This window comes from Sphingomonas canadensis (assembly GCF_026013525.1).
Lineage (GTDB): Bacteria > Pseudomonadota > Alphaproteobacteria > Sphingomonadales > Sphingomonadaceae > Sphingomonas > Sphingomonas canadensis.
In genome coordinates this window covers 189784-202084 of record NZ_JAPDRA010000001.1, presented here as the reverse complement: position 1 = coordinate 202084, position 12301 = coordinate 189784, and the positions used below count along the sequence as shown (strand labels likewise).

The 12301-nt window shown below is 67.6% G+C and carries 11 protein-coding genes; 7 read left to right on the top strand and 4 right to left on the bottom strand.

Features of this window, described 5'->3' with window-relative positions:
* Nucleotides 1–14 precede the first annotated feature (14 nt).
* Nucleotides 15–626, bottom strand: a complete 612-nt coding sequence (locus OM513_RS00960; RefSeq protein ID WP_264942274.1) for a TetR/AcrR family transcriptional regulator — start codon at nucleotides 624–626, stop codon at nucleotides 15–17.
* Nucleotides 627–801: 175 nt separating this feature from the next.
* On the opposite strand from OM513_RS00960, the gene OM513_RS00955 reads away from it, so the two are divergent.
* Nucleotides 802–1764: a sterol desaturase family protein gene (locus tag OM513_RS00955; protein ID WP_264942273.1), complete on the top strand. Its 963-nt coding sequence runs from the start codon at nucleotides 802–804 to the stop codon at nucleotides 1762–1764.
* Complete coding sequence (locus OM513_RS00950) at nucleotides 1698–3287, top strand: GMC family oxidoreductase (protein WP_264942272.1); 1590 nt, start codon at nucleotides 1698–1700, stop codon at nucleotides 3285–3287. Before OM513_RS00955 ends, OM513_RS00950 begins: the two co-directional genes overlap by 67 nt.
* 10 nt (nucleotides 3288–3297) lie before the next feature.
* Here the strand turns inward: OM513_RS00950 and OM513_RS00945 are convergent, their stop codons facing one another.
* The 3 genes from OM513_RS00945 to OM513_RS00935 form a co-directional block, all read right to left on the bottom strand.
* Entirely contained in the window at nucleotides 3298–4149 is an 852-nt protein-coding gene (locus tag OM513_RS00945) for a hypothetical protein (protein WP_264942271.1), read from the bottom strand.
* A 195-nt stretch (nucleotides 4150–4344) separates the two neighbouring features.
* Nucleotides 4345–5796: an ammonium transporter gene (locus OM513_RS00940; protein WP_264942270.1), complete on the bottom strand. Its 1452-nt coding sequence runs from the start codon at nucleotides 5794–5796 to the stop codon at nucleotides 4345–4347.
* Nucleotides 5797–5810: 14 nt separating this feature from the next.
* Entirely contained in the window at nucleotides 5811–6149 is a 339-nt protein-coding gene (locus OM513_RS00935; RefSeq protein WP_264942269.1) for a P-II family nitrogen regulator, read from the bottom strand.
* A gap of 408 nt (nucleotides 6150–6557) precedes the next feature.
* Between OM513_RS00935 and rimP the strand changes: the two genes are divergently transcribed.
* Genes rimP through OM513_RS00910 form a run of 5 tightly spaced genes read left to right on the top strand, consistent with a single transcriptional unit; the run spans nucleotide 6558 to nucleotide 12291 of the window.
* Nucleotides 6558–7100: a ribosome maturation protein RimP gene (gene rimP, locus OM513_RS00930; RefSeq protein ID WP_264942268.1), complete on the top strand. Its 543-nt coding sequence runs from the start codon at nucleotides 6558–6560 to the stop codon at nucleotides 7098–7100.
* Between the two features lie 5 nt (nucleotides 7101–7105).
* Nucleotides 7106–8734, top strand: coding sequence for a transcription termination factor NusA (gene nusA / locus OM513_RS00925; protein ID WP_264942267.1), 1629 nt, complete (start codon nucleotides 7106–7108; stop codon nucleotides 8732–8734).
* A complete protein-coding gene (locus tag OM513_RS00920) occupies nucleotides 8715–9470 on the top strand; it encodes a DUF448 domain-containing protein (protein WP_264942266.1) in 756 nt (251 codons plus the stop codon). The genes nusA and OM513_RS00920 overlap by 20 nt, the downstream gene beginning before the upstream one ends.
* On the top strand, nucleotides 9467–12151 hold the full coding sequence (gene infB, locus OM513_RS00915; RefSeq protein WP_264942265.1) for a translation initiation factor IF-2: 2685 nt from the start codon (nucleotides 9467–9469) through the stop codon (nucleotides 12149–12151). Before OM513_RS00920 ends, infB begins: the two co-directional genes overlap by 4 nt.
* Nucleotides 12148–12291, top strand: coding sequence for a hypothetical protein (locus tag OM513_RS00910; protein WP_264942264.1), 144 nt, complete (start codon nucleotides 12148–12150; stop codon nucleotides 12289–12291). Before infB ends, OM513_RS00910 begins: the two co-directional genes overlap by 4 nt.
* Nucleotides 12292–12301: the final 10 nt, after the last annotated feature.

The window sequence follows — 12301 nt, the reverse complement described above, 5'->3', positions numbered from 1 at the left end:
TCGTCTCCCCCCGTTCAGGCCCGTTCGAGTTGCGCCCGGGCCTGAAGCATCTCGAAATGCTGGCGCAGTGCGGCAACGCCGCGATCGAAATAGCCGACGTCGCGATGGGTGCGCGCCTGCATCACGCCGCCCTCCATCGTCGTCAGCACGAATTCGGCCAGGGTGCGGCGATCGAGGCCGGGCGGCAGGCGATCGCCCGCATCCCCCAGGCACTGTTCGATCGCCGCGGTCCATCCGGAGAAGTTGGCGGCCAGCAGCTCGCGCACCGCGGGGTCCGCCTCGTGCAGCTCCAGCGCCAGGCTGCCGATGGGGCAGCCATAGGTGCAGTCGGTCTGCAGGATCAGCCCGCGATAGGCGGCGAGCAGCGCGAAGATCCGCTCGATCGGATCTTCCACCCCCTCCCACGCAGGCGCGAGCAGCATCGGGTGCAGCCCCTCGCGATAGGCCTCCAGCACCGCGATCAATATGTCCTGCTTGCCCGGGAAGGCATGATAGAGGCTGCCCGAGTTGAGCTGGGTGCGGCTGAGGATGTCGGAGACGGAGGTCGAATTATACCCCTTCTCCCAGAACAGCTCCATCGCCGCCTCGACGATGCGATCGCGCGCGCTGCGGGCTGGGCGGTTCATCGGCGAATCGGCTTCCGGAAATTGGGCATGCTACTTGATTGATCATTCAATCAAGTGAGTCAATGACCCCTTCCGGTTCCCGGCTGGGGGGGGCCCGGAAGGCCGCACGCATCCGCCGCGCGCATCCGCATCCTGCCGGATGACAGCTTACCTACAATGATGTAAGCAAGCGCCGATGCCGCGCCTTCCCAACCCCGTCGACTATGCGATTCCCGCCTTCGTCCTGCTCGTATTCGCAGAGATGCTCTATGCCTGGGCGAAGGACCGGCGGGCCTATTGCCCGAAGGACACGCTGACGTCGCTCGCGCTGGGGCTGGGCAGCACGATCGCCGGCGGGATCACCGCGGGCATCGTCTATGTCATGGCGATGTGGCTGTGGCAGTTCCGGCTCTTCGACATCGGCTGGCAATGGTATTGGTTCGTCGCGGCCTTCGTGATCGACGATCTGGCCTATTATGTCTTCCATCGCTCGGCGCATCGCGTGCGCTGGTTCTGGGCCAGCCACGTCATCCACCATTCCAGCCAGCACTATAACCTGTCCACCGCGCTGCGGCAGACCTGGACCGGCTTCATCAGCCTGGCCTTCGTCTTCCGCATCCCGCTGTTCCTGATCGGCTTCCATCCGGCGATGGTGTTCTTCGTCGCGGGGCTGAACCTGATCTATCAGTTCTGGATCCACACCGAGGTGATCGATCGCATGCCGCGCTGGTTCGAGGCGGTGATGAACACCCCGTCGCACCACCGCGTCCACCATGCGACCAACCCGAGATATCTGGACAAGAACTATGCCGGGGTCTTCATCGTCTGGGACCGGATGTTCGGCACCTTCGAGCCGGAACGGGCGGACGACCGGCCGCGCTACGGCATCGTCAAGGATCTGGGCAGCTTCAACCTGATCTGGGCCGCGTTCCATGAATGGGTGGGGATCGCGAAGGATGTGTGGAAGGCACCCGGGATCGTCGCGAAGTGGAACTATATGGCGAAGCCGCCGGGGTGGAGCCATGACGGCAGCCGGGATACATCGGAGATAATCAAGGCGCGCTGGCAGGCGCGCGGGGAGCGGGGGACCGAGTGGAAGAAGCCGACATCGTCGTCATCGGCGGAGGATCCGGGGGAAGCGCCGCAGCGGGCCGCCTGAGCGAGGACGGACGCTACACCGTCGCGCTGCTGGAGGCCGGCGGGCGCAACAACGGCCTGAAGACCATCATGCCCGGCATGATGCCCTTCCAGAACGAGAAGACCAACTGGCGCTTCGAAACGGTGCCCCAGCCGGGGCTCGACGGGCGCCGGGGATATCAGCCGCGCGGGCGCGGGCTGGGCGGATCGAGCGCGATCAACGCGATGCTCTATGTCCGCGGCCATCACCAGGACTATGACGAATGGGCCGCGCTCGGCTGCACCGGCTGGGGCTGGGAAGACGTGCTGCCGTGGTTCCGCCGCGCCGAGCACAACGTTCGCGGTGCCGGCGAATATCATGGCGCGGATGGGCCGCTGTGGGTCAGCGACCAGGATTATGCCCATGGCGGCACCCGCGCCTTTGTCGAGGCGGCGGCCAGCCTGCAGATCCCGGTGAACGAGGATTTCAACGGCGCGCGCCAGGAAGGCGTGGGCATCTATCAGGTGACCCAGCGCAACGGCGAGCGCTGGAGCGCGGCGCGCGCCTATCTGGGCGGTGAGGCGGGGCGGCGCGAGAATCTGACCGTGCTGACCGACGCGCTGACCGAGCGCGTGCTGTTCGAGGACGGGCGCGTGTGGGGCGTCGCCTATCAGCGCGACGGCGCGGCGCGGGTGATCCGTGCGCGGCGCGCGGTGGTGATGGCGGCGGGGGCGTTCCAGACGCCGCAGTTGCTGATGCTCTCCGGCATCGGCCCGGGCGCGCATCTGGGCGAGCTGGGCCTGGCGGTGCGCGTCGACCGGCCCGAGGTGGGCGAGGGGCTGCAGGATCATATCGACTATGTCGCCGCGTTCGAGACGCAGGGCAGCTTCTTCCTGGGGCGCAGCCTGGCGGGCAGCCTGAAGTCGCTGGGCAACATCGCGCGCTGGATGACGACGCGGAAGGGGCCGATGACCACCCCCTATGCCGAGGGCGGCGGGTTCATCACCACCGATCCCGCGCTGTCGCGGCCGGATATCCAGCTCCACTTCCTGATCGCGATCGTGGAGGACCATGGGCGCGCTGCGGTGAAGGGCCATGGCTTCAGTTGCCACGCCTGCGTGCTGCGGCCCGAAAGCCGGGGCACGGTGCGGCTGCGCTCGCTCGATCCGCACGACGCGCCGGTGATCGACCCGCATTTCCTGAGCGATCCGCGCGACATGGAGACCCTGAAGCGCGGCGTGCGGGCGATGTACCGCATCCTGGAGACCCCGCCGATGACGGACTATAAGGGGCGGGACCGCTATCCGATCGATCTGGCCGACGATGCCGCGCTGGAACGTCTGATCCGCGCGCGCGCCGACACCGTCTATCATCCGGTGGGCACGGCGCGGATGGGATCGGACGATGGCGCGGTATGCGATCCGCGGCTGCGCGTGCGCGGGGTGGAGGGGCTCTATGTCGCCGATGCCTCGGTGATGCCGCGGCTGGTGGGCGGCAACACCAATGCGCCCAGCATCATGATCGGCGAACGCTGCGCAGCGTTCTTGCGCGAGGACCTGGGGTGAGCGGGGCGGGCTAGAGCTCGTTCTCAAACACCTCCTTGACCCACTCGGGAATGCTCTCTGGCTCGCGCGCGCGGTCAGCTGGCGTGCGGCCGGCCAGCGTCAGAACGAAGCTGCCGTCCGGCACATTGTCCCCGTCCGGACTATAGCGCAGGCCGCAGAGCATCTCGCCGACCATCTGCGCCTCGAATACGGTGCCGCCGCCGAAGCGGACGACCAGCCGGTGGTCCTTTCCGCGTTGTTCCCACTTGCCCTGATAGCCGCCGGTAAGACTGATCGTCCGGCCGCTGAATGTCCATGTCTGGGTGCCCCGGAGCCAGGTGGCGGTGCCCTTCCATGTGCCCGCGGGTGTGGATGGCGTGCGCCGGGCCGCGACGCCGCGATAGGTCTCCCGGGCGCCCGCACAGCTCGACCATACTGTGGGAGCGCCGTCGAGGGGTACTGTTCCGGGATCGTTACCTGAGCCGGAAAAGAGACCGCGTAGCAGTTCAAGGACCTTGTCCGGCCCGCCTGCCAGCCCGACCGCGGCAACCGCCGTGCCGGTCAGCGCCAGCGCTATGAGAAGGATCCGCGGCAGCCTGCGCTTGCGGGGCGGCTGATAGGCTTGGCCGAGCTTCCTCGCCTCTCGCTGACGCTTCCATTCGCGATAGGAGCGGGTGGCCGGCCCTAGCAATAGCCCGAAGATCGCGCTTCCAATCATCAGCACGCCGGCCGTAACCATCGCGGTGGTAGGTTCGGTCTCGTCCAGTGCAAGCGCCTTCCACAGGAATATAACCGCATCGCGCAAGTAGATGAAGAAGCCGATCGCATATGTGATCAGCGTCGCGACGGCGACAAGTGTCGGCCAAGGCGCTTTTTCTTTCATGTCCTCTCCCCCCTAGGACAACGAAGTCTCGCTATTGAATATCAGAGGATAGCGGGAATCAAGCTGGCAATTTGCCAATATTGCTGAGGAACAAAAAAAGGCCGGCGCTTTCGCACCGGCCAAGTCGTCCGCAGGAGGAACCTGGGTGGGGCGCCGCGCCCCGAGGAGAGAGAAGGGATGCGGCGCCCGAGCTTGTCAGTAGTTGTAGGCACGCTCGCCGTGCGCGTTGATGTCGAGACCTTCCATCTCGACTTCCACGCTCGGACGGATGCCGACGGTGTACTTGAGCAGCAGGAACAGGACGAGCGACACGCCGCCTGAGAGCGCCAGCGTGACGCCCACAGCCTTCGCCTGGGTCCAGATCTGCGCCATCATGTCATACTTGCCGGCCACGGCGGGGATCACGGTGAAGTCCATGAAGCCCTGGCCGCCGAAGTCCGGATTGGCGACGATGGCGGTGCCGATCGCGCCGATGATGCCGCCGACGCAGTGGACGCCGAACACGTCGAGCGTGTCGTCATACTTCAGTGCGTTCTTCACCGTGGTGACGAAGAAGAAGCAGCCGATCGAGGCGACGGCGCCGAGAACGATCGCGGTCATCGGATGGGCGAAGCCCGCGGCCGGGGTGATCGCGACCAGGCCGGCCACGACGCCCGAGGCCGCACCCAGCAGCGACGGCTTCTTGTGCACGATCTGCTCGATGATCGCCCACATCGCGCCCGCGGCGGCGGTGGCCACCATGGTGTTGATGAAGGCAAGCGCGGCGAACTTGTTCGATTCGAGGTTGGAACCGGCGTTGAAGCCGAACCAGCCCACCCACAGCAGCGAGGCGCCGATCATGGTCATGGTCAGCGAGTGCGGGGCCATCGGCTCCGACTTGTAGCCGGTGCGCTTGCCGATCACGATGCAGCCCACCAGGCCGGCGATGCCCGCGTTGATGTGCACCACGGTGCCGCCCGCGAAGTCCAGAGCGCCCCAGCCCCACAGCAGGCCGAAATCGCCCGGCATGGTCGACAGGAAGTCCGGTCCCGGCCAGTACCACACCATGTGGGCCATCGGGAAATAGACGAGCGTCAGCCACGCGACCACGAAGATGATCAGCGGGGTGAACTTCACCCGCTCCGCAAAGGCGCCGACGATCAGCGCCGGGGTGATCATCGCGAACGTCATCTGGAAGACGACGAACACCGTCTCCGGCAGATAGACGCCGTTGGAGAAGGTGGCCGCGAAGGTGTTGGCGTCAACGCCCTTCAGCAGCACCTTGGAGAAGCCGCCGACGAAGGAATTGAGATCGCCGCCGTTGGTGAAGGCCATCGAATAGCCCCAGGCGCACCAGACGAGGCCCGCGACGCAGACGATCGTCAGCACCTGCATCAGCACCGACAGCATGTTCTTGGTGCGCACCAGGCCGCCGTAGAACAGCGCCAGGCCCGGAACCGACATCATCAGGACGAAGGCCGCCGAGACGAGCATCCAGGCCACGTCGCCCTTGTTGACCATCGTGTCGTCGGGAACGACGGTGGCTGCGGCAGCGGCAGGCGCTGCATCGGCTACGGCGCTGGCGGCATCCGCCACGTTCGCCCAGGCAGGAAATGCCGCGAGCAGGGCCACCGTGGCCCCCGCGGCTATCTTCAGTCCGTGCTTCATCATAACCCCCTTGCTCACAGCGCCGTCTCGTCGGTCTCGCCCGTGCGGATGCGGACGGCCTGACCGACTTCGAGGACGAAAATCTTGCCGTCGCCGATGGCGCCGGTGCTTGCGGCGGCCTGGATCGCCTCCACCGCGCGATCGACGAGGCCGGCGCCGCACACCACCTCGATCTTGATCTTCGGCACCATGTTGGTGCTGTATTCGGCGCCGCGATAGATTTCGGTCTGGCCCTTCTGGCGGCCGAACCCCTTGACCTCAGAAACCGTCATGCCGGTGATGCCGACCCCGGTCAGGGCCTCGCGAACATCGTCCAGCTTGAACGGTTTGATGATGGCGATGATCAGCTTCATTTCGCCCCCTCGTTGGTGGTTGTCCCGGGGCATCTGCAGCAAAGGCCGTGCCAGAGGAAAGAATCGCGCGATTCCGGGGGCTTCCGGCGCAACCAAATATTACGCAAAGGTAAATTTTTGTGCAGTTGCGAATGCGTGCTTAAAAATCGGGCAGCTTGATTCACTTTTCGTTCGCAAGCGCAGCATCTTTCGCGGGCACCGGGCGGGGCGGGCGCGGGCGGGGGTGAAGGGGGCTGCCGGGCGCCGTCCGGCCCGCGGTTGCGAAGCGATTCTGTCCTCTTGTGCCGGGCGGCGGCCGCGCGTATATCGCGCCTGCTTTCTCGACATCGTCAAACATGTTGAGGCCGGGCGCCCCAGGGCTCCGGCGCCAGCGAGGCATTGCATCTGTACGGAACCCGAAAGGCACGCATGGCGGACATCGCCGCACTGACCGCGATCATCGAACCCGAGGCCAAGGCGCTCGGCTTCGCGCTCGTGCGCGTGAAGATGTTCGGCGGCCAGAGCGATCCGACGCTGCAGGTGATGGCGGAGCGGCCCGACACGCGCCAGCTCACCATCGACGATTGCGCCGATCTGTCGCGCCGCATCTCCGACGCATTCGACGCGCTGGAGGCCGCGGGCCGCGATCCGATCGATCATGCCTATCGCCTCGAGGTCAGCTCGCCGGGGATCGACCGTCCGCTGACCCGCCTCCAGGACTTCGCGGACTGGACGGGGCATGAGGCGCGCATCACGCTCGCCGAGAAGCTGGACGGCCGCAAACAGTTCAAGGGCGATCTGGCGGGCGTGGAGGGGCGCGATATCGCGATCGTCGACGCGCTGGGCGCGCGTCATCTGGTGCCGTTCGACCTGGTCGAGGACGCGAAGCTCGCCATGACCGACAAGCTTATCGCCGCAACCGCGCCGCTCTCCGCAGAGGGCGCCGACAAGATCATCGAAGTGGAAGGATAGGGACGATGGCCACCGCCATTTCCGCCAACAAGGCCGAGCTGCTCGCGATCGCCGATGCGGTCGCGAAGGAAAAGCTGATCGACAAGGGCATCGTCATCGAGGCGATGGAAGACGCGATCCAGCGCGCCGCCAAGAACCGTTACGGCGTGGAGAACGACATCCGCGCGAAGCTGGACCCCAATACCGGCGACCTGCGCCTGTGGCGCATCGTGGAGGTGGTCGAGGCGGTCGACGACTATTTCAAGCAGGTCAGCGTCAAGGACGCGCAGAAGCTCCAGAAGGGCGCGGTCGTCGGCGACTATATCGTCGATCCGCTGCCCCCGATCGAGTTCGGCCGCATCCAGGCGCAGGCCAGCAAGCAGATCATCTTCCAGAAGGTCCGCGACGCCGAGCGCGAGCGCCAGTATGAAGAGTTCAAGGACCGCGTGAACGAGATCATCACGGGCGTGGTGAAGCGCGTGGAGTTCGGCCACATCGTGGTCGACCTGGGCCGCGCCGAGGGCGTGATCCGCCGCGACCAGCAGATCCCGCGCGAGGTGGTCCGCGTCGGCGATCGCGTCCGCTCGATCATCCTCAACGTCCGCCGCGAGAACCGCGGGCCGCAGATCTTCCTGAGCCGCGCGCACCCCGAGTTCATGAAGAAGCTGTTCGCGCAGGAAGTGCCGGAGATCTACGACGGCATCATCGAGATCAAGGCGGCGGCGCGCGATCCGGGCAGCCGCGCCAAGATCGGCGTGATCAGCCACGACAGCTCGATCGATCCGGTCGGCGCCTGCGTGGGCATGAAGGGCAGCCGCGTGCAGGCGGTGGTACAGGAGATGCAGGGCGAGAAGATCGACATCATCCCCTGGTCGCCCGATACCGCCACCTTCGTCGTCAACGCGCTCCAGCCGGCCAATGTCAGCCGTGTGGTGATCGACGAGGAGGACGACCGCATCGAGGTGGTGGTTCCCGACGACCAGCTCAGCCTGGCGATCGGCCGCCGCGGCCAGAACGTGCGCCTGGCCAGCCAGCTCACCGCCAAGGCGATCGACATCCTGACCGAGACCGACGCGAGCGAGAAGCGCCAGCAGGAATTCGTCGCCAACAGCGAGATGTTCCAGAACGAGCTGGACGTGGACGAGACGCTGGCGCAGCTCCTGGTGGCCGAAGGCTTCAGCGCGCTGGAAGAGGTCGCCTATGTCGAGCTCGACGAGCTGGCGGGCATCGAGGGCTTCGACGAGGAGCTGGCGCAGGAGCTGCAGAGCCGCGCCGCCGAGGCGCTGGAGCGCCGCGAGGAGGCAAACCGCGAGGAGCGCCGCGCGCTGGGCGTGTCCGACGATCTGGCAACGATGCCGTACCTGACCGAGGCGATGCTGGTCACGCTGGGCAAGGCGGGCATCAAGACGCTCGACGACCTGGCCGATCTGGCGACCGACGAGCTGGTGCAGAAGCGCCGTTCCGAGCCGCGCCGCCGCGGCAACGATTCCGCGCCGAGCCGCAACGAGGACAAGGGCGGCGTGCTCGCCGAATATGGCCTCAGCGACGAGCAGGGCAACGAGATCATCATGGCCGCCCGCGCGCACTGGTTCGCGGACGAAGAGCCGGCCGCGGACGCCGGCGGGGAGGACGCAATTGCGGACTCCGAGCAATGAGACCGGCTCGCTAGCCGATAGCGCAGTCCCGGAGCGCACCTGCGTCCTCTCGCGCGAGCAATCGCCGCGCGAGGGGCTGATCCGGCTCGCGCTTTCGCCCGATGGCGAGGTGCTGCCCGATGTCCGCGCCAAGGCCCCCGGCCGCGGCGCCTGGATCGGCGCGGGCCGTGCGGAGCTGGAGGAGGCGATGGCCAAGGGCCGGCTGAAGGCGGGCCTGGCGCGCGCCTTCCGCACCGGCGATCTGCGCATCCCGCAGGACCTGCCCGATCGGATCGGGGCGGCGCTGGAACGCGCCTTCCTCGACCGGCTGGGGCTGGAGGCCAAGGCCGGCTATCTCCTCACCGGATCGGAACGGATCGAGGCGGCGGCGCGATCGGGCCAGCTTCAGCTCCTGCTCCACGCCGCCGACGCGCGCGCGGACGGCGCCGCCCGGCTGGCCCAGGCGTGGCGTGTCGGATCGGAACGCGAGGGCAGCGGGCTCAAGGGCTTAACATTGCCCGCTCCCAGGGCCATATTGTCCTTGGCGCTGGGCCGCGAAAATGTGGTACATTGCGGCCTGACCGACCACCGGGCGGCGTTGCGAGTGCGTGAGGCGCTCGATCGCTGGCTGCAATTTATCGGCCCCGAACGCGCTCCCAAGCCTTGCGAAACAGGCTCGCAGGGCGCATCGGCGCTTCCGGCGGAAGCGCGGACGGACGAACAGAAGAATACGCAAGGAACTCGAGCAGGCGCATGAGCGATACCGATAACGAAAAGCCGAAGCTGGGCATGCGCGCGCCGCTGGGCCTCAAGCGCACCGTAGAAACGGGCAAGGTGAAGCAGAGCTTCAGCCATGGCCGTTCGAACACCGTCGTCGTGGAGGTCAAGCGCCGCCGCGTCCTGGGTCCGCAGTCGGGAGCCGAAGAGGCGGCGCCGCCGCCCGCGCCCGCCGCCGCCGCTCCCGTCGCGCCGCCGCCCCCGCCCGTCGCGCCCGCGCGCCCGGCCCCGTCCGGGGAGACCGCCCAGGAGCGCCAGGCCCGCCTGCTGCGCGAGGCCGAGGAACAGCGCATGCGCGCGCTGGAAGAGGCGCGCCGCCGCGAGGAACGCGAGCGCCAGGAGGCCTCCGATGAGGAGCGCCGCCGCGCCGAGGAGCGCGTGCGTGCCGAGGCGGAGGCCGCGGCGGCCCCCGCCGCGCCCGAGCCCGCACCCGTGGCTGCTCCGGAGCCCGCCCCCGCGCCTGCCGTTGCGGCCCCTGCACCCGCCCCGGCCCCGGCGCCCCAGCCCCAGCCGGTCGCGCTCCAGCTTGACCCCAGCCGGCCCGCGCCGCGCCGCTTCACGCCCGTTCAGCGGCCCGAGATTCCGCGTCCCGAGCCGCGCCCGGTCGAGCGCGAGGCGCCCGCCGCGAACACCCAGAACACTGCGAACGCCGCAGCCCCCTCGCCGCGCCCGGCTCCGTCCGGCGGCGCAGGCCCCGGCGCCGCGCCGAAGCGCCCGTCCGACACGCCCGCCCGTCCCTCGCGCGACCGCAAGGGCGACGATCGCCGCCAGTCGGGCAAGCTGACGGTCAACCGCGCGCTGGGTGGGGACGACGGCGCCCGCGCCCGTTCGCTCGCCGCGCTGAAGCGTGCGCGCGAAAAGGAACACCGCCGCCAGTTCGGCGGCTCGCGCGAGCCGCAGGCCAAGCAGGTCCGCGACGTGGTCGTCCCCGAGGCGATCACCGTGCAGGAGCTCGCCAACCGCATGGCGGAGAAGGGCGCCGACCTGGTGAAGGCGCTGTTCAAGATGGGCATGCCCGTCACGATCAACGCGACGATCGATCAGGACACCGCCGAGCTGCTGGTCACCGAATTCGGCCACAACATCCAGCGCGTGAGCGAGAGCGACGTCGATCTGGTCGAGTCCGAGGCCGATTCGCCCGAGACGCTGCTGCCGCGCCCGCCGGTCGTCACGATCATGGGCCATGTCGATCACGGCAAGACCAGCCTGCTCGACGCGCTGCGCGGCACCGATGTGGTGAAGGGCGAGGCGGGCGGCATCACCCAGCATATCGGCGCCTATCAGGTAACGCTGAAGGACAAGTCGAAGATCACCTTCCTCGACACGCCGGGCCACGAGGCCTTTACGGAGATGCGCGCGCGCGGCGCCAACGTGACCGACATCGTCGTGCTGGTGGTGGCCGCGAACGACGGGCTGATGCCGCAGACGATCGAGGCGATCAACCACACCAAGGCGGCCGGCGTGCCGATGATCGTGGCGATCAACAAGGTCGATCTGGACAGCGCCAATCCCCAGAAGGTGCGCGAGCGCCTGCTGGAGCATGAGGTGATCGTCGAGGAGATGGGCGGCGAGACCCAGGACGTGGAGGTCTCCGCGCTCAAGAAGACCGGGCTGGACGCGCTGATCGAGAAGATCCAGCTCCAGGCCGAGCTGCTCGAGCTGAAGGCCAACCCCGATCGCGCGGCCGAAGGATCGGTGATCGAGGCCAAGCTGGACAAGGGCCGCGGCCCGGTGGCCACCATCCTGGTCACGCGCGGCACGCTGCGCGTGGGCGACGTGTTCGTCGTCGGTGCGGAGAGCGGCAAGGTCCGCGCGCTGGTCGACGACAAGGGCCGCCAGGTGAAGGAAGCCACCCCGGCGATGCCGGTGGAGGTGCTGGGCCTTTCGGGCGTGCCGATGGCCGGCGACGCGCTGCAGGTCGTCGAGAACGAGGCCCGCGCGCGCGAGGTCGCCGAATATCGCGCCGGCGTGATCCAGCAGAAGCGCACCACCAACGCGCCTGCGAGCCTGGAGAGCATGTTCTCCGCGCTCAAGGAGAAGCAGGCGATGGAATATCCGCTGGTGGTCAAGGCCGACACCCAGGGAACCGTCGAAGCGATCGTGGGCAGCCTGAACAAGATCTCGACCGACGACATCAAGGTGCGCATCCTGCACTCCGGCGTCGGCGGCATCACCGAGAGCGACGTGACGCTGGCCGGGGCATCGGGGGCGCCGATCATCGGCTTCAACGTCCGCGCCAACGCCAAGGCGCGCGAGATCGCCGAGCGGAACAAGGTCGCGCTCAAATATTATGACGTGATCTACGACCTGACCGACGAGATCCGCGCCGGCATGGCTGGCCAGCTCGGTCCCGAGGCGTTCGAGACGGTGGTGGGCCGCGCGGAGATCAAGGAGGTCTTCTCGGCCGGCAAGCACGGCAAGGCGGCGGGCCTGCTCGTCACCGACGGTGCCATCCGCAAGGCGCTCAAGGCGCGCATCACCCGCGACGACGTCATCATCTACCAGGGCGAGATCGCTTCGCTCCGGCGGTTCAAGGACGATGTGGCGGAGGTCCGCGCGGGCTTGGAGTGCGGCGTGACGTTCAGCCAGAACTTCACCGACATCAAGCCGGGCGACTATCTCGAGACCTTTGAGGTAGAGCTGCGCGAACGGACGCTGTGACGGAGAACAAGGAAGACGCCGAGCAGGAGCGGTACGACCGCTTGATGGAGGGCTGTTTCTACAAGGGCCTGGGCCGCGTGTGGTTCGCGGCCCATGGCCTGGCCCTGGTGTTTCTGCTGCCGCTCCTGCTTAAGATGTGAACGGTTGACC